Origin of the sequence: Siminovitchia fortis (assembly GCF_003605365.2) — a bacterium.
GTDB classification, from domain to species: domain Bacteria; phylum Bacillota; class Bacilli; order Bacillales; family Bacillaceae_C; genus Siminovitchia; species Siminovitchia fortis.
On record NZ_QYTU02000016.1, the window covers coordinates 16005 to 36817 of the forward strand.

The following is a 20813-nucleotide window of genomic DNA, read 5'->3' on the forward strand; positions in this document are numbered from 1 at the left end:
TCAGGCCCCCGCTGCGTTAATGCGTCACCGCTTTAACGCGCTGGGGGCCTGACCCCTTAAAATTTGTCGAACGATTCACCCATGGCATCCCTTGTTTTAGGGGCCATTTAAGTATTATAATACGTTTAAATAAAGTTGAACGTTGGAGGTTTGTTGAATGTTGCAGATTTATCAAATTGAAAGTCTTGACCAGGTGAAAGCAATTGCCGACCCATTACGAATTCAAATACTTTGGGAGACCTTTGATGAAGCGAAAACAGGGAAGATGATCGGGGATATTTTGAATATGCCTGCGTCGAAAATTCATTATCATTTAAGGGAACTTGAAAAGTGTGGGCTTGTCGTGGTCGAGAGGACAGAAGAAAAGAACGGCATTGTGCAAAAGTTTTACAGGCCGATTGCAAGACGTCTGTATGTCAAAAGCGATTTAATTTCCCCTGAAGTGACCGGTGATTTCCACAGCGCTGTTTTGGAAAGTTATTTATTGCCGCTAAAAAAAGTTTCGGAACATCTTGAGACGATAGACGTCTCCGTCATGAAAGGCAGTACGATGGCAGAAGCGGATTTCAGGAAGCTTATATTGACCGAAGAGCAGACAGAGAAACTAAAAACAAAGCTGGATGAACTGCAGGAGTTGATTGACGAACTTGAACATAATCAGCCCGAAGAAGGACTGGAGTACGTGTTTCAATATGAGGTTTTTCCATACAAGAAAAGATAGGAGGATATCAACATGCAGGCGGTTCTATCGTCGGAAAAAAGTTTGCCGCTTTATAAACGTGTACCGTTCATGCTGCTAATTGTTTCCGGGTTTATTGCCAATGTCAGTTACACGATGTTTATTTTCACTCAGTCGTGGTTCGTATTGAAACAGCTTCAAATGGTCACAGGTCTTGGGCTGATCTTCATTGCCTCCTCGGTTCCCCGGATCATTTTTATGCCTATTGGCGGAGTTATCGCAGACAAATTCAAGAAGACGCACATCATTTTTATTTGCATGTTGACAGAGATGATGCTTGTCCTTTCGATACTGTTTGCTTTAAAATCTGGAGTAGAGTCCGTTCATATATTTATCGCCGCTGCGCTTGTTTTTGGAATAACAGATGCACTTCAAGTCCCGGCCAGGACGTCCCTGCTGCCAAAGCTGGTAGAAAAAGATCAGCTGACCCGGGCAAATTCGGCATACTCGTTCATCGGTTCTTCAGCTTCTATTTCGGGGGCGTTTTTTGCAGGGCTGGGCATCAGCCATTTTGGGTTCTTTCATACTTTTGGCATCATGGCCTGCGCAACATTTTTTGCAGCGATCCTTACCGTGTTGATCAAATACAGCCGCTCATCGGATTTGGAAAATTCAGAAGAGAGATTTCTTCAATCTTTGAAGAATGGGTTTGTTTATGTGAAAAATTCACCCTTTTTGATTGCCATTTTCGGCCTGGCAATCACCATGAACTTTTTTCTGGCCGGTCCGTTGACAATGGGAATCCCAATCCTTGCTGATTATGTCTTTAATGGGGAAGCGATTGTCTTTTCCATGATGGAATCAAGCATCCTAGTCGGCACCATTGTTGGATCCGCTCTATTTGGTATCATAAACGTCAAAAGACACAAGGGGAAAATTTCAATCTTATCAGTAACAGCAGCCGGTATGTTCATGTTTTTCATTGGAGTGGCAGATGTATTGTGGGTTGTATTAGGGCTGATGGGAACTGTCGGACTATTGATGGCTTTTACAAACGTGCCAATCATGACAATGCTGCAGGCGAATACGGAAGAAAAAATGCTGGGCCGGGTTATGAGCTTTTTAATGATTGCGGCCTTGGGTTTGACACCTTTATCCTACGCATGTACTTCATTGCTTTTACAGATCGGTTTAAACATCCAGCTGATTTTGTGCCTGGCGACAATTCCCGTCGTATGTGCAGGCTTATTAACCTATTGTCTTGTCCCGGTATTAAGAAATGCCGATTAACTTATAGATTGGAAGTGTTGCATTGATGGAGCAGCCTGTGATTTTTGAAAAAATTCCGTTCGAACCGGATAAATTTTTCAAGGCGTATGTAAACTTAACCGCAAATAAAGACCAGCATGTTCTTTTGGAAAGCGGACGTTCGGGAAGATACAGCATTGCAGGAATCGACCCGTTTGCGATTATTCATGCAGATGAACAGCAAATTGAAATAAAGCAAGGCGATCAGACTGAAGTGATAGAAGGAAAACCTCTTCAAGCGCTGGAAATGTGGATGGAGCGGTTTTCCTTCCCGCCGATACCAGGGCTGCCCGATTTTCAGGGAGGGGCCATTGGATATATAAGCTACGATTATGCTTGGTGCATTGAAGAGCTGCCGCGTAAAGCCGAGGATGATATCGGGCTTCCCCTTTTTTATTTTCTTGTTTTTGATGAATGGGCAGTGTTTGACCATGAGGAACAATGTTTATGGATCATGGTTTTGAATGGAGAGCCGGCTGAAGACAGATTGCAGGAATTGAAAGCATCCTGGATGAAGGCAGCGGAAATAGGCTTGGAAGAGCCGGCTGATTTTCTAAATGAGAGTGATGTAGTGGAGCCTAAGTTAACTTTTACAGAAAAAGAGTTCACGGAAGCTGTTGAAGAAGTGAAAGATTATATACGGGAAGGCGACGTTTGCCAGGTCAATCTGACGGTCCGGCAATCGGAGGAGCTTTTCACAACACCGATCAATATATATTTAAAGTTGCGAAAAATGAATCCTTCCCCTTATATGGGATATTTTCATACACCGGATTTCCAGATTGTTTCCGGTTCCCCGGAGCTTTTAATAAAAAAAGCCGGACGAAAAGTCGGAACAAGGCCGATTGGCGGAACAAGACCGCGGGGAAACAACGAAGAAGAAGACAGGCAGCTTGAAAAAGAGCTGCTCTCCAATGAAAAGGAAAAAGCGGAGCATATTATGCTTGTTGATTTGGAAAGGAATGATTTTGGCAAGGTGTGTGAATTCGGAAGCGTGCATGTGGATGAATTGATGGTGATTGAAAAATATTCACATGTTATGCACATCGTTTCACATGTGAGTGGAACATTATCCGAAGATAAAAGTGTATACGAACTGATTGAAGCGGTCTTCCCAGGCGGCAGTATTACCGGGGCGCCCAAAATAAGAACGCTGGAAATTGTCGAGGAACTTGAGCCGGTCAAACGGGGAGTGTACACAGGAACAATGGGCTGGATCGGATTCAATGGGGATGCGCACTTGAACATTGTGATCCGGACGATGGTCATCAAGGACGGGCTGTGCCATGTTCAGGCTGGTGCGGGCATCGTCATCGACTCCGACCCGAAAGCGGAATACGAAGAGTCATTGAATAAAGCAACCGCTCTTTGGAAAGCCAAAAAAGAGGCGGAGAAAGAGGGGGCATTCGCATGATTCTTGTCATCGACCATTATGATTCTTTTACATACAATCTTGTTCAGGCACTTGGCAAGGTTGAGAAGGATATTCTAGTAAGAAGGCATGACGAGCTCTCAATTGAAAAGATCAATCAGTTGCATCCGGAATATATTATTATTTCATCCGGGCCGGGAAGGCCTGCTTCAAAAGGGGTTACAAGCGAAGCAATTCAACAGTTTAAGGGTAAAATTCCTATACTTGGCGTAGGGCTTGGCTGCCATGCCATTGCTGAAACTTTTGGAGGAAAATTGATCAAAACAGATAATCTTCTTCCGGGTAAATCGATGGATATTTCTCACGACGGGAAAACCATTTTCAGCGGTATTGAGCAGCCTTTTTCCGCTACCCGTTATCACTCATTGATTGTTAGCAGGGAAAGTCTTCCTGATTGCCTGGTTGTTTCAGCGTGGAGCTCGGAAGAGGAAGTAATGGCCATAAGGCACAGGGATTATCCATTGGAAGGTTTGCAATTCAACCCTGAATCGATTATGACCGAAGCGGGGGAGAGACTGTTGAAAAACTTTATTGAACTTAACCGGATGGCTGTGAATTAATATGTATATCTTTTTAAACGGTCAATTTATTGAAAAAGAAAAAGCGCGCATTTCACCTTTTGACCATGGCTATTTATATGGTGTGGGTGCGTTTGAAACGTTTCGTACATATGGGGGAATCCCTTTTTTGCTCGATGAACATTTGGAGCGGCTGAATGCAGCACTTTCGGAAATGGGAATCAATCGCGCTTTTGAAAGGGAAGAAGTGATGGCTGTAATAGAAAAGCTGTCGGAGCTTAATCAATTACAAGATTCCTATATTCGGATGAATGTCTCGGCCGGACCGGCGGAAGTAGGATTGCAGGCTGGCCTGTATTCGGATCCGACAGTTATTCTTTTTCAAAAGGAACTTTCTCCATTGGAGCCGCTTCGCGAAAAGGAAGCGGTGTTATTGACAATCTGCCGCAATACGCCCGAAACGAAAATTCGTTTAAAATCCCATCACTTTTTTAATAATATAGCTGCCAAGCGGGAGCTGGGTGCTGATCCGGGAAAAGAAGGCATCTTTCTTTCTGCGGATGGCTATTTGGCTGAAGGCGTCACTTCGAATCTGTTTTGGGTGAAAAACGGCAGGATATATTCGCCGGCGGTGGAAACCGGGATACTGAACGGTATTACAAGACAGTTCATTTTCCGGCTTGCCAAAAGGCTGGGCATTCCGGCAGAAGAAGGGCTGTACAAAAAACGGGAACTCATTCATGCAGATGAAATATTTTTTACGAATTCGATCCAGGAAATTGTCCCTGTAAATGTCTTCGAAGGGAAAGCTTTGCCTGGAAAAAAAGGGACTGTTGTTCAAATGCTGAACGGTTTGTATCAAAAATTTATTTCCGAACTACAATAACAAAAGCTCCTGCCGAATTTGGCAGGGGCTAAAAATTAGTCAGTGTTCACTTTTTTCTTTAAAATTCTTGGGAGCAGGAGGCCGGTCCACTCTGCTTGCGTCGTCAAAATTCAGGGCGGAACTGATAAAAAACACCAGGAACAAAGCGACTACCGCCAAAAATATAACAAGCCCGATCAAAATTGATAAATCCATTCCAGTTCCCTCCTATTTGATTGATAGTGTGGAAACAATGAAGATATATATATTATTCCCTCTTTTTTTTCCTACAAACATAAAAATCCTGTCATAAGACAGGAAAGTTTTCGGTTAGTTATCTTTTTTATCCGGCGGCGGCAAGGGGTCGATTGTGCTTGCGTCATCGTAATCCAAAACTGTATGAATATAGTAGATGAGAAATCCGGCAATGGCAGCCAAAACACCTGTCAATCCAAGTGTGACCCATAATTGCATGAGCATTCCTCCTTGTTTAAATGTATGCCCATGCCCGGAATCTATTCCATAGATAAGCCTCCTGCAGCATGCTGCAGGAGGCGGCTTTGTCAGTTGTTTTTTTGTTCAGAAGGCAATTCGTCTACTGTATTTGAGTCGCTTGAATCCAGCACGGATCCAATATAGTAGACTAGAAATAATGCTACCGCACCCAAAAAGACGGACAACCCGATTAAAACTCCCATTTGCACATTGATCCCCTCCACTCTTTAATACAATGCCCGCTTTTCAACATCTATTAATGAAAAGCGAAGAGGTTTCTCCGTTTATTCAACTATGAGTATAGCTCATTTTGCTGTTTCTCTCAAAGTTTATATCAGTCTTTTTAAAAAATAAAAACAGATGGCTTTGTTTTTTTCCGAAGCCATCTGTTTCCATATTTATAAATCCGTTCTTTTTCCTGGCTCGTCTTTTCCGCCCGTGTCATTTCCTGTGCTTGCTGTGTACCCCACGCGGTATGCGAATTTTTTGTCCCGGCGAAGTGCTTTCGGCATTTTATACTGCCCGTCGCCGTTTTGATATTGTCCTCTTTCAGACATGATTGTCCCTCCTCAATCAAAAATCCTTTCTGTAATCTTTGTGTCTTCTCCATCCACATTCTCAATCACGGGGTCGATCTGCCCTTCAGTGTATGCATCGCTAACCTGTTCGTGGGTCGTGGCAATTCCTTTTGATATTGAATCTTTCCTATTGGTGCCATCTAACTTGTACTGTCTGCCTGCAAGCTTCATGCTCTTCTTTTGAAGATCTTTATTCAACGGATTCCCTCCTTTATTAGCTTTACATATTATTTCCTAAATAAGAGCTGCAATTACATGAATTAATTACCATTGATTAACGAATATACGTTCGCATACAATAAAACAAACATTTATTCCGGAGGTGGTTGAATGAAGCAGGTTTTTGAACGTGCAGCCATGTCAAAAGGGAATGTGGAAATCATTTATATGTCCTCCAACCGGCAATTCACGAAACGTATCATTAAAGTTCTCTCCATTTCAAATACAGTAATCCAGGCATATTGTTATCAAAAGCATTCCTTCAGAACATTTAAAATAGAAAATGTATTGTCCGCATCACCAGTGCCTTCTATAAAAAGTGGAAGCTTACGATAAAACCGGGCTGTCTTGAGAAAGGCGCCGGGCCTTTTTTTATTTTAAACCACATTTAACATGATGCCTGCCCTTCCATTTTCAGGACAGGCGCATTAAATAAAGCAGGAGGGATTCTTATGGCATATAAAATTGAAAAAAGAATCATCCCCGGCCTGCCGGATATACCGATCAGATCGAGCAGGTTCATTATTGCTCATGAATCCGGAAACCTTCGTAACACCGGACCGAATTCTCTTGATGCGGAAGTGGAATTTATGACAGCCAACTGGCGCAATGCGTTTACTTCTCATTTTGTCGGAAGCGGCGGAAGGATTGTACAGCTGGCCCCTGTTGGAAAATTCCAATACGGGGCGGGGCCGAAAGCGAACCCGTACGCCTACGCACAAGTTGAACTCGCACGCACGAATGATCCTGACATATTCAAAAAGGATTATGGGGCTTATATTTGGCTGTTACGGAAGCTTGCGGATGATGCAGGACTGCCCAAAACTTTGGATACCGGCACCGGAATTGGGGACAGAGGGATAAAATCCCATAATTGGATACGGGAACACTTGGGAGGAACTACACATACAGATCCATTCGCGTATCTTGCCCAATTTGGGATTACCAGGACACAATTTAAAAAGGATGTGGAACGTGGCAAGGCCTCTGAGCCTGCTGCTAAGCCATCGGGAAAAGTACATTCATCCGGCACCTATTCCGGCAACAGCATCGTCGATTATTTAAAAAGCATCGGGGTTGACTCAAGTCCGGCCCACAGGCGCCAACTGGCGAAGCAATACGGCGTGGAAAATTATGATCTGTCTGCCGCCAAAAATCTTGAACTGCTTCATAAAATGAGAGGAGCAATGCCGGACGGAAAGGAAAAAGGAACAGTACACCTTCCTGCGAACGCTAAAACTTGGCGGACCTATAGACTTGGCGTTCAACCGGTCAAGCAAAATTCTGATTGGAGCCTTACGCCTTCCCGCTATGGAGGCCTGACGTATGAAATTCTTGACCGTCCTTATCCCAACGTGGTCACAATCAACACAAGCCGGGGGAAAAGAAATATTTATGTCGGGCCCGAAACGGGGGCAGTTATTCGATAACGGAAAATTTTTCACATGAATGAGCAGCAGCAAGGGAGCAGAAAACCCCTTGCTGTTATTATTGAACAAAAGAGAGTCCGGATTATTCGCCGTTAAAGAGAAAATTGCCTATTTGCTATAATAAAAAGAAGGTGGTGGGGCATATGGTGATATATCTTCTTACGGCAGACGAGCTGGAAGCGCGGGGGATGAAATGGTTCGTGGAATCGCACCTGACCGGGATACAGCTGATCCCATTTGATTCATTCAAAAAAATGACGGCGGCTTCCGCGGAAAAACAGCCTGATTTGTTCATTATCGATATGGATAAATGGGAGCAGAAGGATGATTCTTTCGAAAGGTGGCTGCAATCAGTACGATGGATCGGAATTTCATCCGAGCGCATATTTCAAACGGCATACAGGGGATTGCGTTTCCGGGCCGAAGATGTCTTGTTTCGCCCGATCGCTCCGGATGAACTGATGAAATGCATCCAGCAGCTGCGGTTTCAAATCAGGAACAAAAAAAGGGAGGCACCGTTGTATCCGGATACAGCGCGGGACAGGCCAATTGATTACTCTGATTTTTTTCTGGGCGGCCAGAAAATAAAAGAGCCGATTTTAATGGCGGCGCTGCTTGCGGAGGACCCGGACAAACTTTCGGTCGTCCATTCCAGGCTCCAGCAATTTTCTTTTTCAAGGGAAAAGCAGATTTTTGCATTTTCACAGTTTATCTTGTGCGTAGGAAAGTTGCCGGAAGATGAACTTTACCGCGAGGAATTCCATGCATTTTTTGAACAATGGAAGAAAGAATGCGACGATCCGCTCGCCATCGTCATGAACATGCATTGGAAGGGCTTGTCGTTGAAAGAAATGTATGATCGCACGAAACAGCTGACCGAAATGATTTTTTTCGAAGGCTATGACATAATTTTGGCTAAAATGGAACAAATCAGCTGGGCGCCAATGGATCCGTTTTTAACGCCCCTGGAACAGAGGCATTGGATTGAGATGCTTGAAAATCGCGATATCCAGGGGATCCGCGAGTGGATGGAACATCAATTTCTCGGATATACAAGCCCATATCCTCCGCCGGAAATGGTCAGAATCCGGATTACGAGTGTGCTGGCACAAGTTCGCCGCTATATGAAATCACGCCAGCTGCAGCAGCCGGACTGGGAAGGCGCCTATCACGAAGTATTTCGGCAAATCACTCAGGAGCCGGTCGTATACCGGATCGTCCAGGCGCTGCTGATATTTACGACCCGCCTGCTGACGGAAACACATGGAAGCTTGGATACGGGTACCAGGACGCTCGTTGAAAAAGTGAAAAGCTTGATGGAATCCAACTACTGGAACCCGCAATGGAATTTGGAGGACTGTGCAAAGGCGCTCCGTATCAATAAAAGTACGCTGAGCAGGCGGTTTGCGGCAGAGTCGGGAAAAACATTCCGTGATACCTTGCATGAAATCAAAATCGTCGAGGCAAAACGCCTGTTGAAAGAGACGGATTTGCCGCTCGATGAAATTGCCCGTCTTGTCGGATACCATCATCGGACTTATTTTAATGTAAAGTTTAAACAGTTTGAAAAAAAGACACCTACAGAATTTCGAATGGGCCCTTAAATTGAAGGAAAAGGGTCCCTTTTCAAAAATCAATTATAAAGAAGTGTTTGTAAGGGATCAGTGATGAAACAGATTATAAAAAAATCATCAGATTATAAAACAGGTTGGTGATGCCGACATGTACAATAAAGTCAGAAAAGGAGGATGATATTTTTGAAAGCGATTGCAAGTGAACGGGTTGTCCGCTATCGGGGGACCGAACTTCATGCAAAAGGATGGCTGCAGGAGGCAGCTCTCCGAATGCTCATGAATAATTTGGATCCGGAGGTGGCGGAAAATCCCGACGAACTAGTCGTGTACGGAGGAATAGGGAAGGCAGCCCGCAACTGGGACTGTTTTGATGCGATTGTCCGCTCATTAAAAGAATTGGAGAGTGATGAAACGCTTCTGGTTCAATCCGGAAAGCCCGTTGCCGTTTTCCGTTCTCACGAAAATGCGCCAAGGGTTCTGATTGCCAACTCCAACATTGTTCCGGCGTACGCCAATTGGGAGACGTTCCATGAGCTTGATAAAAAAGGGCTGATGATGTACGGACAAATGACGGCAGGCAGCTGGATTTACATCGGTTCCCAGGGAATTGTCCAAGGGACATACGAAACATTTGCCGAACTCGCCAAACAGCATTTTAATGGTTCACTAAAAAATACGATTACTTTAACGGCGGGGCTTGGCGGAATGGGCGGAGCCCAGCCGCTGGCAGTCACGATGAACGGGGGGGTCTGCATCGCGATTGAAGTCGATGAAAAACGGATCGACCGGAGAATTGAAACCCGTTATACAGATGTGAAAACGGATTCCCTTGATGAGGCGATCAGGCTGGCGAAAGAAGCGAAAAACAAGGGGAAAGCTCTCTCGATCGGATTGTTGGGCAATGCAGCAGAACTATTGCCGGAAATGATTCGCCGAAACTTCATTCCGGATGTGTTGACGGACCAGACGTCTGCACACGATCCGTTAAACGGATACATTCCTGCCGGCATGTCGCTAGAAGAGGCGGCAGAGCTTCGGAAAACAAACGCAGCAGAATATGTGAGACGTTCCAAAGGATCCATGGCGGACCATGTAAGAGCCATGCTTGAGATGATGAATAAAGGCGCCGTTACTTTTGATTACGGGAACAACATCCGCCAGGTTGCAAAGGATGAAGGCGTTGAAAATGCATTTGATTTTCCGGGCTTTGTCCCCGCTTACATCCGTCCGCAATTTTGTGAAGGAAAGGGGCCTTTCCGCTGGGCGGCTTTATCCGGAGATCCCGAAGACATTTATAAAACTGATGAAGTCATTTTACGTGAATTCAGCGAAAACAAACATTTATGCAACTGGATTCGGATGGCCCGGGAAAAAATCCAATTCCAGGGGCTTCCTTCACGCATTTGCTGGCTTGGATACGGCGAGCGTGCCCGCTTCGGAAAAATCATCAATGACATGGTTGCAAACGGCGAGCTGAAAGCTCCGATTGTCATTGGCCGCGACCATTTGGATTCGGGCTCGGTCGCTTCTCCGAACAGGGAAACGGAAGCAATGAAGGACGGTTCGGACGTTGTGGCAGACTGGCCGATTTTAAATGCCCTCATCAATGCAGTTGGAGGTGCCACATGGGTATCCGTCCACCACGGTGGAGGAGTCGGCATGGGGTACTCACTCCATGCCGGTATGGTCATTGTCGCTGACGGAACTAAAGAAGCGGAAGCCCGGCTTGAACGGGTATTGACGACAGACCCCGGCATGGGCATCGCAAGGCATGTGGATGCGGGGTATGAATTGGCGGAAAAAACAGCGCGCGAAAAAGGCGTAAAAATTCCAATGCTGAAGGAGAAGGAGTAAATTCCGCAGTGGGCTGCCTTTTATATGGTTGGCAGGGTAACAGAACACGAAACTTTTTTCAATAAGGAACGGGGTGTAACACACCCCTTTTGTATGGAGGCTGATAGAGTGGAAAAACCGGTTTGGATCAAACATGCTTCACAGCTTGCAACGCTCTCACAAGATGGCAAAGGTCCGCGGGTTAAAGAAAAGATGTCTGAGCTTGGAATCATTGAAGATGGAAGTATGTGGCTGGAAGAAGGCGTGATCAAGGCGGTTGGAACAACGGCCGAGCTTGAAAAGAAGTATGGGGAGCGAGAGAAGGAGGCAGACATTGTTAATGCTTCCGGCTGCCTTGTCACACCTGGGCTTGTGGATCCTCATACACATGTGGTGTATGGAGGAAGCCGCGAGCGGGAATTCGAAATGAGGCTGGAAGGCGCGACCTATATGGAGATTATGAATGCAGGCGGAGGCATCCATGCCACTGCCCGCATGACCCGGGAAGCGACGGAAGAAGAACTCATTGAACAAACAACTTGGCGGCTCGATTCATTTCTCGCTCACGGCATTACGACGGTGGAAGGAAAAAGCGGATACGGCATGAATCTGGAAACTGAACTGAAGCAGCTTCGCGTGATGGAAAAGCTGCAGCAGACCCACCCAATCGACATCGTGCCGACTTTTATGGGTGCCCACGCCGTCCCGCAGGAGTATAAGGGACGCGAAGATGAATTTGTTGATCGATTAATTAATGAGATGCTTCCTGTCGTAGCGGAGGAAAAACTCGCCGAGTTTAATGATGTTTTTTGTGAAAAAGGCGTTTTTACGCCTGATCAGTCCGAGCGGATTTTGGAAGCGGGGAAAAAATATGGGCTCATTCCGAAAATCCATGCTGATGAGATTGAATCATACGGCGGGGCGGAACTGGCAGCCAAAGTGGGCGCCATTTCGGCTGAACATTTGCTGAAAGCATCAGATGAAGGAATCCGGGCTATGGCAGAGTCCGGCGTCATCGCCTGCCTGTTGCCCGCTACGGCGCTTTACTTGAGGGAGCAGGCAGCAGCCGGAAGAAAAATGGTTGACGCGGGCGTCCCGGTAGCCATCTCCACCGACTGCAATCCTGGGTCGTCCCCGACAACTTCCATGCCGCTTGTCATGAACCTGGCGTGCATCCTGATGCGCATGACGCCAGCAGAGGCATTGACTGCGGCAACATACAATGCTGCCTGTGCCATCAACCGGCAGGATAAAGCGGGCTCTTTGGAAGAAGGAAAACAGGCCGACGTTGTCATGTGGGATATCGAAAACTACCAAAAACTCCAATATTTTTTCGGGGTCAACCATGTCAAATCCGTTTGGAAAAAAGGAATCCGGGTGGTGTAACAGATGGGAGAAAACTGGCTGAGAAAACCCGAGTGGTTCTGGAATCCGTCTGAGGGTGAACCAGATTTTGTTCACCAATGGGTCCGTCCGCTGGAGCAGGGGGAGGGCGAACCGGACCTGATTCTTTTTGGAGCGCCTATTTCGCGCTCCTCTATCAGCGTTTCGGGCGCTTCTTTATACCCGCAGGAATTTCGGAAAATGTGGAAAAGCTATGCAACATACAATTTGGATGAAGATTTAGATTTAACGCCATTCCATGTGGCGGATGCGGGCGATGTGGCCATGCACACAACCAATATTTCGGAATCGCATAAACGGATTCAGGAGTCTTGTGCATATCTTTCAAGACAATATCCGGAAACGGCCCTTTGCATGATTGGCGGGGACCATTCAACGACTGCCTGTGCTGTCCGCGGAATCAAAGAAACCTTCCCGGAAGAGACGATCGGCATTCTGCAGCTCGACACCCATTTGGATGTCCGCGATCCGGCTGAACTCGGTCCCGCCAACGGGACGCCGATCCGCCAACTCATCGATGGCGGCGTTGTCAAAGGAGACAACGTATATAACATCGGGCTTCACGGCTATTTCAACGCCCGTCCTCTGATCAGCTATGCCAAAGAGAAAAGGATTCGCATGGTCACATTAAAACAGGCAAGGGAAAAAGGCGTCCCTGCTGCTGTCAACGAAGCGATCGATCGCCTGTCTGAAAAAGCAGGCATCATTTACGTGACGGTGGATATGGATGTCTTGGATATCACCCAGGCACCGGGCGTTCCCGCTTCAACGCCGGGCGGCATGACGACGACGGAACTATTTGGCGCGTTAATGGAAATCGGCAAGCGGGAGGAAGTGCGATATATAGATTTTGTCTGTCTCGATCCGACAAAGGACTCGGCAGTTTCCGAAACGGTAAAAGCCGGTGTATATGCCTGGATGCAGTTTGTGACGGGGAGGGTGATGGGATCAGGAAAGGGATGATAATCGGTGCGTTCGTGCCGCTGGTTATGCCGGCGGCACGGCAACCCGAAAGGGAAATGAAGTTTAAAAGGAGGAATGAAAGTTGGATGCGATGAGGAAAGAGAAAGAAACGGCAGTAATAAAGGCGGATTCAAACAGTCAAATGTGGAAGTTTTTTGTCTACAGTTTTATTGGTGCCTTCATGTTTTTCGTTCCGGTTACAATTGGCGAGAGTAATTCCATTATGCTGGATCATATCGTTTCTTTTATTCAGGCAAACGTTGCTGCTTTAACACCATATTATGCACTGATCGTTATTGTTGCGGGGGCGTTGTATCCATTCATTTCGGGAAACTGGAAAAAGTCTTCTGTCGATATAATTTTTTCAATCTTCAAAGCAATCGGGCTTTTAGTTGGACTCATGCTTGTATTTCATTTCGGTCCGGCTTGGCTGTTCAAACCTGACATGGGGCCGTTCCTGTTTGAAAAACTGGTCGTTCCTGTTGGACTGCTCGTTCCTATTGGAGCCGTATTTCTTGCTTTGCTCGTTGGATACGGATTGCTTGAATACGTCGGAGTGCTGATGCGCCCAATCATGCGCCCTGTCTGGAAAACACCGGGAAGATCGGCTATTGATGCTGTCGCTTCTTTTGTAGGAAGCTATTCTCTCGGACTGCTTATTACCAATCGCATTTATAAAGAAGGAAAATATACTGCCAAAGAAGCAGCTATCATTGCTACAGGGTTTTCAACGGTTTCTGCGACGTTTATGGTCATTGTGGCGAAAACCCTTGACTTGATGAACATATGGCTTACGTTTTTCTGGGTCACCTTCATCGTGACATTTGCCGTTACAGCCATCACATCCAGAATTTGGCCGCTGTCCAAAATCAAAGATGAGTATTATGAGGGTGTAACACCGCAGCCGGAAGCGGAAATTCGCGGCAACCGCTTTGCAGCAGCCTGGAAAGAAGCAAAAGCTACAGTCAATTCATCGCCAAAATTGATTGAAAATATTTGGATTAACCTGAAGGATGGAGTCCTAATGGCCATGGCGATTTTGCCTTCTATTCTCTCCATTGGGCTGTTGGGACTGGTACTGGCTGAATATACGCCTGTATTTGATTGGATTGGTTATATTTTTTACCCGTTTACGCTGCTTGTTCAATTGCCCGATCCCATGCTTGCTGCTAAAGCGGCATCCTTGGGCATTGCGGAAATGTTCCTTCCTGCATTGCTTGTCACAGAAGCCGCTCTTATCGTGAAATTCGTCATCGCTGTTGTATCTATTTCCGGCATCATTTTCTTTTCTGCCGTCGTTCCATGTATTGTATCAACTGAAATACCGCTTAGCATACCGCAGCTGATCATTATTTGGGTTCAGCGGGTTATCCTAACAATAGTCATTGTTACTCCAATCGCATATTTCATATTGTAGACGGGGAGAGAGATCTTCCCTTTTTTGTTTTACCAAAATTTAATAACCCTGCTGGTATGCTTTCATTTATTTTGTTTACATGGTATGATAGAATGAATGCTTTTCCGAATGAACTTGAAATATCAAAGATGAAAAAAATATTTGGCGTTCTTGATTAAATAATTAAGAACTTAATCACACTGGATCGACTGCGGAGTCGTAAGGATGTATGAGAGGTAGGGCATACGTCGTTTAGGTTTAAAAAAGAATATTATCGCGGCAATTTATCTTGAGATATACAGTTATAACAAGTTATTGAATATATTCGTGAAGTATTGGAAGCCACCATTTTTATGGCGGCTTTTTTCTTATGGCATTAAATGGGGAAATAGAGGAAGCAGGGAGGTTTGACGGGACAATTTCTTGACTCATAAACCCCAATCGTATGAGTTTAGTCATGAGAGGTTCAAAGTTATGAATCCGGGACAATTTCAAAAACAGTACCCTGGTTAAAATCAGTCACTTTCATAGATCCATAAACCCCTAAATATAGTCTTGTATGATCCAGATTCGTTCCCAGACTAACAAAATGAGCGGATCGGGGCCCAAAATTATAATTGGTTTTAATAACGCTAAAATCATTGAGCTTACAATCTGTTCTTACCCTTGTATAAGCTAAAACCCCCTGAGATTCTTCATCCCGGGCCAGATCGGTAAACACAACGCTTCCCGTTAAATCGGGAATTTCATTTCCCATATAGGCTTGCACGCCTGTAAGTGCAGTTCCTCCAAACTTATCGGGTCGGGGATCTTTATGATAATAACTGGTTAATGGCTGAAGACGGTTTACTGAAGTTTTTACTGCTTCATCGTAATAAGCAATTGTTTTCTCATCCAAAGCCGGATTTTTAGTGCAGTCCCTAATAATCGAAGTAGGAAATGCACCTTCCCACCCCCGCCAGCCAAAGTTAATAAATCCTTCCAGGTCAGGTTCGGTATTTCTTAAAGAAGCATGAACAAGCTGAGTAACCGGTATTGGTTTATAATGAACAAATGAAAAAATTGACTCTGCCAAATCCTGTCCGACATTTCCTGCATATTTAATATATTGATTATAAAACCTTTGAAAAGATATGCCTGGTATATTTCAAACCCCTTTGGCAATTACGGTAAGCGTTTCCTGAATAGGTGCGGGAAGTTCATTAAAGCGGGTGACTACGGGTGGATTATAGATAAATGTATTCTTAACTACATCAATTTCAATTATTTTACCGGCAATTTCCATATCATCCTGGCTTAAATTAAATGGGTCATGGCCTGATCCGCCATCTCCGATTGTTAAAACGAGTTTTCCTGTTTCAGGTGAAAAGTTTAAGCTATTGACACCATTATGGTTAAAAAATGGTCTTCTTAAGTTAAGCAATGTCCTTCGTCTTTGGGGATGGCCATTCGATTGTAACATCCATTCTTCAACTGTATCGATATGATCATATTGAGTTTCTCTATTGATCCACTTTAGATTTAAAGTTTTCGGATCACAGGGGTCAGGCTTAAAACGTTCAGAAAGAGCACCCGGACCTTGGGTTCCAGCTACTGGATAATGAAGATAAAACAGGCCGTTATAATAAAACTCCGGATGAAACGCCAGCCCGAGCAATCCCCGTTCATCATATCCACCGCCGGAAACACCTTGTTCAGAAGTTCCCAGCTTTATGATACGCGGGCGAATATCTAAAAAAGTCCTTAAACTTCCGTTACCTATGTAAAAGATCTCTCCAACCTGGGTTGCAATAAATAATCTTTCAACTGAGTCTCCCGGAAGTATAGTTGTTTTCAAAACGGTGGGTAAATTTATCCTGCTCACAATGGGCTGTAAACCAACTTTAATTTTTTTCAACTAACTATACACTCCTTCTGATCGTTTTCTTTAATAAGAGTATGATCAGAACTGTTCTATTAGTACCAAATCAGGGCAGGGGGGGAAACTGACTCGGGGCCGGATAACCGTTTTTTTCATCCGTTTTTTGTTTTTCATATTCCGGTAATCTTCACAGAAATTTTTTGACAACAATTTGAAAAACCTTCCACAACAAAAAATCCTCATTTCTATCAGACACTCTGTCCAATCGCATTCGACAATCCGCAATATATTATTAACGAGTCGGCCGACTTAAATTAAATGAACAGGAGAGATATAAATGCATTTTGAATTTGAAGATGAATTTGTCGGTGAAGAAAGGGAAAGAGAAAGACGGAGAAGGCGGTTCGTTTGCTTCTGCCGTGAAGAAAGAGGCGAGCGTGAAGAGCGGGAAAAAGAGCGCAGACGTGAATTTGAGTGTAGATGCAGAGAAGAAAGACGCAGACACGAGCATGAAGATTGCGATTGGTAATAAAAATAGCCCGGTGTTGACCGGGCTATTTGTCTCTGTATGTACGGCCCCGGCAGGAATCGAACCTGCGACGCACGGTTTAGGAAACCGACGCTCTATCCTCTGAGCTACGGAGCCATATGTCTATTGGAAAAAGCACATGTATCATTATAATATAAATTCTCCCCATTTAAAAGTATAAATTTTGGCTTGACTAATTTATGAAATTTTCTCTCTTTAAAACAAGCTATTTTCTACACAAACAGGATTCTGCTTTAGCTTTTTTCTTTTTGGAATATTTTTGTAATTTTCGTATAATAGGATTAGTAGGGGGGATTTATTTGAACTCATTTTTTACACTAAGAACACCGCCGTCAATTACATATGGTCCTGATTCTTTTTTAAAAATCGGGGAACAAGCTGCCCAAAAGGGAAAAAACGCTTTGATCATCTCTGACAAAGTAATGGAGCACCTTGGGAATGTGGAAAAATGCAAGATTTTTTTGAAAAATTGTGAGGTGGACAGCACTGTTTACCTTGGGGTGGAGACAGAGCCGACTGATCATTACGTGGCGGAGGCCTTAAAAATATTCAGGGCAAACGGCTGTGATCTCATTATTTCTTTGGGTGGGGGAAGCTGCATTGACACCGCTAAGGCTGTTTCCGTCCTTGCGGCGAATGACGGAAATATTGACGAGTTTGTGGGAGGAAAAAGATTGGCCAAGCTGCCTCCAATTCCGCATATTGCCATTCCGACTACAGCCGGAACAGGTTCCGAGGCAACCGACGTTACCGTTATAACAAACACGTCCAACCAAGTCAAAATGATGATCAAACAGCCCGCATTCATGCCGGCCGCGGCAATCGTGGATCCCGGGTTGAGTAAATCTTCACCGAAACATGTAACAGCTGCAACGGGAGTAGATGCATTAAGTCATGCAATTGAGGCTTATTTGTCAAAAAAGTCCCATCCGATGACAGACATGCTCGCACTTTCCGCCGTGGAACTGATTGTGAACAATATTCGGGATGCATATACAGACGGCAGCAATATGGTATCAAGAGAAAAAATGGCACTTGGATCTTTAAAAGCCGGCATGGCCTTTACCAATGCGTCTGTATGTCTCGTCCATGGGATGTCAAGGCCAATCGGAGCGTTGTTCCATGTTCCTCATGGTTTTTCCAATGCTATGCTTTTGCCGGCGGTTCTGGAATTCAGCAGGGATTCATGTATAGAAAGGCTGGCAGACTTGGGACGGATTTTTAGACCTGACGGGGAATTGTCGGATGAAGAAGCTGCGGACATTGCGGTAGAATCCGTAAAAGGGCTTTACAGTGACTTAAACATCCCCAATCTAAAAGGTTGGGGGATTGATGAAAAAGAATTTTATCTGGCAGTGGAAAAAATGGCAAAGGATGCGATGGACAGCGGAAGCCCAGCCAATAATCCAAGAGTACCGACATTGCAGGAACTGCAAGAACTTTATATGACCTGCTATGATTATCAATTTTCCGGAAGGGGAGCGGCAGCAAAATAAAAGAAACGGCCCCGGACAGCCGGGCTGTCCGGCGTAATTCCAACTCACGTATAAAGCTCCAACTCTTGTAAGAGCTCCCAACTCTCGTTTAAACCTGAATGCTCCGCTTAAGCAGCTGCGATCAATTCCTACTTAGCCGGCTGCGTTTCATAGCCATTGACAACGAGGTCAAGTTTTCCGGTCCGCGGATCGATGACCAGGCCGTGAACAGGCACTTCATCTGCCATGAGCGGGTGGTTACGGATCATGTTGACGCTGTGTTCGACGCTTTCTTCGACGCTGTCAAAGCCGGTCAGCCACTCATCAAGATCAATCCCGGAATTTTGGATGATATCCAAGGTTTCCTTGGTGATTCCGCGTTCCTGCATTTTTTCAAGGACCTGTCCGCTTTCAATTGCACTCATCCCACAATCATGATGTCCGATGACGTACACTTCGTCGGCTTTCAGTTCATATACCGCGATGAGCAGGCTGCGCATGATACTTCCAAACGGATGTGTCAGGATCGCCCCCGCATTTTTGACAACCTTGACATCACCGTTTTTCATGTTCATTGCTTTATGCAGAAGCTCGACCAGACGGGTATCCATGCAAGTGAGAATAACAAGCTTCTTGTCGGGAAATTTCGTTGTCGCATAAGCTTCATACATTTTTTCATCGATGAAAACTTTATTATAATCAAGGATTTCATCTAATAAGGACATCTGCGATTCCTCCAGTCGTTTTTTCTTATTTTAGCGAAGATAGGACAGAAAAAACAGCATGACGCACACCGATTCTTTCTGCTCCCTAAAATCGGTGGTTGACGCATGTTCTCCTCTTCAGATATCATTATTGATGAAATCATTATAAACACCCGGATGGGAAGAGGTTCATAGCGTTAACCCTCTATAAAAAACTATGGCTTATACAATGCTGCCATATCCGCGCGATATGGCTTTTTTGATGCCTGGTTTTTTGAACCTTCCTCACAAAACGGGTGAAATTTGGGAGGTTTTTAAATGGCCGGAAGAAACGAAGATACATTGAATGACTTATCGCTGCTTGGGAATCAGAACACTAAATATTTATTCGAATATTCGCCTGAAGTCTTGGAATCCATCGATAATCTGCATCCGGACAGGGATTATTTTGTCAAATTCAACTGTCCTGAGTTCACCTCACTTTGCCCGCAGACCAATCAGCCGGACTTTGCGACAATGTACATAAGCTATATTCCCGACAAAAAAATCGTCGAAAGCAAGTCACTCAAGCTTTACCTGTTCAGCTTCCGCAATCACGGCGACTTTCACGAAGACTGCGTCAATATTATCATGAACGATCTGATCAAACTCCTTGATCCCAGATATATCGAGGTATGGGGCAAGTTCACTCCAAGAGGCGGCCTGTCCATTGATCCATACTCCAATTACGGAAAGCCCGGAACGAAATATGAGCAGATGGCGGAATATCGCATGCTGAATCACGATCTGTATCCGGAAAAAGTGGATAACCGCTAGGAGGGAATGGTGAATGCTTCTCTATTTAAACGGTGCTTTTGTCGGATTGTTGATTTTATCGAATATACTCGCTGTAAAACTGATCAGCATCGGGAACTGGGTCATACTGCCGGCGGCGGTCATCGTCTATGTTTTCACCTATCCAATCACGGATACGATTACTGAAGTCTACGGTAAAAATGCGGCCAGGAAAACGGTTATGGCCGGATTGATCACGCAATTTCTTGCTGTAATATTCATCTATGTCACTATGAAACTTCCGCCGGCGCCTTTCTATGAAAACCAGGCTGCATTTGAAACCATTTTTTCAGCCGGATTCCGTGTCACATTGGCAAGCCTGCTGTCGTTCCTGATCAGCCAAAACCTTGATGTGACTGTATTTCACCGTTTGAAGAAAAGACATGGAGAAAAGAAGCTGTGGATCCGGAACAATGCTTCAACCATGATAAGCCAGCTTGTTGATACAACGATTTTCATCATCATCGCTTTCTATGGCACAATGCCGTTTGGGGCCTTGATCGGGCTGATTTTAAGCCAATATTCTTTTAAGTTTGTCGTGGCCATCTTGGATACGCCGCTCGTTTATCTTCTTGTCACCATATGCAGGAGGGAAACGGCCAAACAGTCAGTTCAAGGAGCGGTATCTGTATAATTTTTTACAAAAAATGAAACTTAATGTTCATTCGAACGTATGATGACTATCGCGATAAAAA

The 20813-nt window shown here is 44.9% G+C and carries 22 protein-coding genes, 1 tRNA gene and 1 pseudogene; 16 read left to right on the forward strand and 8 right to left on the reverse strand.

Features of this window, described 5'->3' with window-relative positions; translation table 11 throughout:
- Nucleotides 1-157: 157 nt before the first annotated feature.
- Genes D4N35_RS08595 through pabC form a run of 5 tightly spaced genes read left to right on the forward strand, consistent with a single transcriptional unit; the run spans nt 158 to nt 4823 of the window.
- The gene (locus tag D4N35_RS08595; protein WP_120072497.1) at nt 158-721 is read left to right on the forward strand and encodes an ArsR/SmtB family transcription factor; all 564 of its coding nucleotides are present in this window, start codon (nt 158-160) and stop codon (nt 719-721) included.
- 12 nt (nt 722-733) lie between these two features.
- Nucleotides 734-1969 carry an MFS transporter gene (locus D4N35_RS08600; protein WP_120072499.1) on the forward strand — a complete coding sequence of 412 codons (1236 nt, stop codon included), beginning with the start codon at nt 734-736 and terminating at the stop codon, nt 1967-1969.
- A 25-nt stretch (nt 1970-1994) separates the two neighbouring features.
- Nucleotides 1995-3401 (forward strand): anthranilate synthase component I family protein, encoded by a 1407-nt coding sequence (locus tag D4N35_RS08605; RefSeq protein WP_120072501.1) that lies wholly within the window; start codon nt 1995-1997, stop codon nt 3399-3401.
- Entirely contained in the window at nt 3398-3979 is a 582-nt protein-coding gene (locus tag D4N35_RS08610) for an anthranilate synthase component II (RefSeq protein ID WP_120072503.1), read from the forward strand. The genes D4N35_RS08605 and D4N35_RS08610 overlap by 4 nt, the downstream gene beginning before the upstream one ends.
- A 1-nt stretch (nt 3980) precedes the next feature.
- Nucleotides 3981-4823 (forward strand): aminodeoxychorismate lyase, encoded by an 843-nt coding sequence (pabC, locus tag D4N35_RS08615; protein ID WP_120072506.1) that lies wholly within the window; start codon nt 3981-3983, stop codon nt 4821-4823.
- 39 nt (nt 4824-4862) lie between these two features.
- On the opposite strand, the gene D4N35_RS18085 is transcribed toward pabC, so the two are convergent.
- The 5 genes from D4N35_RS18085 to D4N35_RS08620 all read right to left on the reverse strand — a co-directional run bounded on the left by D4N35_RS18085 (nt 4863) and on the right by D4N35_RS08620 (nt 6073).
- Nucleotides 4863-5018, reverse strand: coding sequence for a hypothetical protein (locus D4N35_RS18085; RefSeq protein WP_164876322.1), 156 nt, complete (start codon nt 5016-5018; stop codon nt 4863-4865).
- Nucleotides 5019-5132: 114 nt separating this feature from the next.
- On the reverse strand, nt 5133-5276 hold the full coding sequence (locus tag D4N35_RS18090; protein WP_164876323.1) for a hypothetical protein: 144 nt from the start codon (nt 5274-5276) through the stop codon (nt 5133-5135).
- Nucleotides 5277-5365: 89 nt separating this feature from the next.
- Nucleotides 5366-5506 carry a hypothetical protein gene (locus D4N35_RS18095; RefSeq protein ID WP_164876324.1) on the reverse strand — a complete coding sequence of 47 codons (141 nt, stop codon included), beginning with the start codon at nt 5504-5506 and terminating at the stop codon, nt 5366-5368.
- A 189-nt stretch (nt 5507-5695) separates the two neighbouring features.
- Nucleotides 5696-5854 (reverse strand): hypothetical protein, encoded by a 159-nt coding sequence (locus tag D4N35_RS18100; protein ID WP_164876325.1) that lies wholly within the window; start codon nt 5852-5854, stop codon nt 5696-5698.
- Nucleotides 5855-5866: 12 nt separating this feature from the next.
- Entirely contained in the window at nt 5867-6073 is a 207-nt protein-coding gene (locus D4N35_RS08620) for a YozQ family protein (RefSeq protein ID WP_235870340.1), read from the reverse strand.
- 132 nt (nt 6074-6205) lie between these two features.
- Here D4N35_RS08620 and D4N35_RS08625 point away from each other — a divergent pair, with 132 nt between their 5' ends.
- From D4N35_RS08625 to D4N35_RS08655, 7 genes are all read left to right on the forward strand, one after another.
- A complete protein-coding gene (locus D4N35_RS08625) occupies nt 6206-6430 on the forward strand; it encodes a hypothetical protein (RefSeq protein ID WP_120072508.1) in 225 nt (74 codons plus the stop codon).
- A 116-nt stretch (nt 6431-6546) separates the two neighbouring features.
- The gene (locus tag D4N35_RS08630; RefSeq protein ID WP_120072510.1) at nt 6547-7524 is read left to right on the forward strand and encodes a DUF3597 family protein; all 978 of its coding nucleotides are present in this window, start codon (nt 6547-6549) and stop codon (nt 7522-7524) included.
- A 143-nt stretch (nt 7525-7667) separates the two neighbouring features.
- The gene (locus D4N35_RS08635) at nt 7668-9128 is read left to right on the forward strand and encodes a helix-turn-helix transcriptional regulator (RefSeq protein WP_120072512.1); all 1461 of its coding nucleotides are present in this window, start codon (nt 7668-7670) and stop codon (nt 9126-9128) included.
- A gap of 153 nt (nt 9129-9281) precedes the next feature.
- Complete coding sequence (gene hutU / locus D4N35_RS08640; protein ID WP_235870341.1) at nt 9282-10952, forward strand: urocanate hydratase; 1671 nt, start codon at nt 9282-9284, stop codon at nt 10950-10952.
- Nucleotides 10953-11060: 108 nt separating this feature from the next.
- The gene (hutI, locus tag D4N35_RS08645; protein WP_283903013.1) at nt 11061-12317 is read left to right on the forward strand and encodes an imidazolonepropionase; all 1257 of its coding nucleotides are present in this window, start codon (nt 11061-11063) and stop codon (nt 12315-12317) included.
- 3 nt (nt 12318-12320) lie between these two features.
- Entirely contained in the window at nt 12321-13298 is a 978-nt protein-coding gene (locus D4N35_RS08650) for an agmatinase family protein (protein WP_120072516.1), read from the forward strand.
- A gap of 91 nt (nt 13299-13389) precedes the next feature.
- Nucleotides 13390-14715 carry a YjiH family protein gene (locus D4N35_RS08655; protein WP_120072610.1) on the forward strand — a complete coding sequence of 442 codons (1326 nt, stop codon included), beginning with the start codon at nt 13390-13392 and terminating at the stop codon, nt 14713-14715.
- A 451-nt stretch (nt 14716-15166) separates the two neighbouring features.
- Here D4N35_RS08655 and D4N35_RS08660 read toward each other — a convergent pair.
- Nucleotides 15167-16591: pseudogene (locus D4N35_RS08660) on the reverse strand (PQQ-dependent sugar dehydrogenase).
- A gap of 301 nt (nt 16592-16892) precedes the next feature.
- Between D4N35_RS08660 and D4N35_RS08665 the strand changes: the two are divergent.
- A complete protein-coding gene (locus D4N35_RS08665) occupies nt 16893-17084 on the forward strand; it encodes a hypothetical protein (protein WP_120072518.1) in 192 nt (63 codons plus the stop codon).
- Between the two features lie 44 nt (nt 17085-17128).
- Here the strand turns inward: D4N35_RS08665 and D4N35_RS08670 are convergent.
- Nucleotides 17129-17201: transfer RNA gene (locus D4N35_RS08670), tRNA-Arg, on the reverse strand.
- Between the two features lie 203 nt (nt 17202-17404).
- Here D4N35_RS08670 and D4N35_RS08675 point away from each other — a divergent pair.
- Nucleotides 17405-18601, forward strand: a complete 1197-nt coding sequence (locus tag D4N35_RS08675) for an iron-containing alcohol dehydrogenase (protein WP_120072520.1) — start codon at nt 17405-17407, stop codon at nt 18599-18601.
- Nucleotides 18602-18729: 128 nt separating this feature from the next.
- Here the strand turns inward: D4N35_RS08675 and D4N35_RS08680 are convergent, their stop codons facing one another.
- Nucleotides 18730-19305, reverse strand: coding sequence for a beta-class carbonic anhydrase (locus D4N35_RS08680; protein ID WP_120072522.1), 576 nt, complete (start codon nt 19303-19305; stop codon nt 18730-18732).
- Nucleotides 19306-19602: 297 nt separating this feature from the next.
- Here D4N35_RS08680 and queF point away from each other — a divergent pair, with 297 nt between their 5' ends.
- Nucleotides 19603-20100 carry a preQ(1) synthase gene (queF, locus tag D4N35_RS08685; RefSeq protein ID WP_120072524.1) on the forward strand — a complete coding sequence of 166 codons (498 nt, stop codon included), beginning with the start codon at nt 19603-19605 and terminating at the stop codon, nt 20098-20100.
- 13 nt (nt 20101-20113) lie between these two features.
- Nucleotides 20114-20752, forward strand: coding sequence for a queuosine precursor transporter (locus D4N35_RS08690; protein WP_120072526.1), 639 nt, complete (start codon nt 20114-20116; stop codon nt 20750-20752).
- The last annotated feature ends 61 nt before the right edge of the window (nt 20753-20813 follow it).

What these genes read in the sequence shown, in the direction of transcription:
- D4N35_RS08690 (WP_120072526.1), top strand. Translation starts at nt 20,114, where the DNA reads ATGCTTCTCTATTTAAACGGTGCTTTTGTCGGATTGTTGATTTTATCG.
- D4N35_RS08605 (WP_120072501.1), top strand. Translation starts at nt 1,995, where the DNA reads ATGGAGCAGCCTGTGATTTTTGAAAAAATTCCGTTCGAACCGGATAAA.
- D4N35_RS08665 (WP_120072518.1), top strand. Translation starts at nt 16,893, where the DNA reads ATGCATTTTGAATTTGAAGATGAATTTGTCGGTGAAGAAAGGGAAAGA.
- D4N35_RS08610 (WP_120072503.1), top strand. Translation starts at nt 3,398, where the DNA reads ATGATTCTTGTCATCGACCATTATGATTCTTTTACATACAATCTTGTT.
- D4N35_RS18090 (WP_164876323.1), bottom strand. Translation starts at nt 5,276, where the DNA reads ATGCAATTATGGGTCACACTTGGATTGACAGGTGTTTTGGCTGCCATT.
- D4N35_RS18085 (WP_164876322.1), bottom strand. Translation starts at nt 5,018, where the DNA reads ATGGATTTATCAATTTTGATCGGGCTTGTTATATTTTTGGCGGTAGTC.
- D4N35_RS08655 (WP_120072610.1), top strand. Translation starts at nt 13,390, where the DNA reads ATGAGGAAAGAGAAAGAAACGGCAGTAATAAAGGCGGATTCAAACAGT.
- D4N35_RS18100 (WP_164876325.1), bottom strand. Translation starts at nt 5,854, where the DNA reads ATGTCTGAAAGAGGACAATATCAAAACGGCGACGGGCAGTATAAAATG.
- D4N35_RS08630 (WP_120072510.1), top strand. Translation starts at nt 6,547, where the DNA reads ATGGCATATAAAATTGAAAAAAGAATCATCCCCGGCCTGCCGGATATA.
- D4N35_RS08600 (WP_120072499.1), top strand. Translation starts at nt 734, where the DNA reads ATGCAGGCGGTTCTATCGTCGGAAAAAAGTTTGCCGCTTTATAAACGT.
- D4N35_RS08625 (WP_120072508.1), top strand. Translation starts at nt 6,206, where the DNA reads ATGAAGCAGGTTTTTGAACGTGCAGCCATGTCAAAAGGGAATGTGGAA.
- D4N35_RS08595 (WP_120072497.1), top strand. Translation starts at nt 158, where the DNA reads ATGTTGCAGATTTATCAAATTGAAAGTCTTGACCAGGTGAAAGCAATT.
- queF (WP_120072524.1), top strand. Translation starts at nt 19,603, where the DNA reads ATGGCCGGAAGAAACGAAGATACATTGAATGACTTATCGCTGCTTGGG.
- D4N35_RS08650 (WP_120072516.1), top strand. Translation starts at nt 12,321, where the DNA reads ATGGGAGAAAACTGGCTGAGAAAACCCGAGTGGTTCTGGAATCCGTCT.
- D4N35_RS08635 (WP_120072512.1), top strand. Translation starts at nt 7,668, where the DNA reads ATGGTGATATATCTTCTTACGGCAGACGAGCTGGAAGCGCGGGGGATG.
- D4N35_RS08680 (WP_120072522.1), bottom strand. Translation starts at nt 19,305, where the DNA reads ATGTCCTTATTAGATGAAATCCTTGATTATAATAAAGTTTTCATCGAT.
- pabC (WP_120072506.1), top strand. Translation starts at nt 3,981, where the DNA reads ATGTATATCTTTTTAAACGGTCAATTTATTGAAAAAGAAAAAGCGCGC.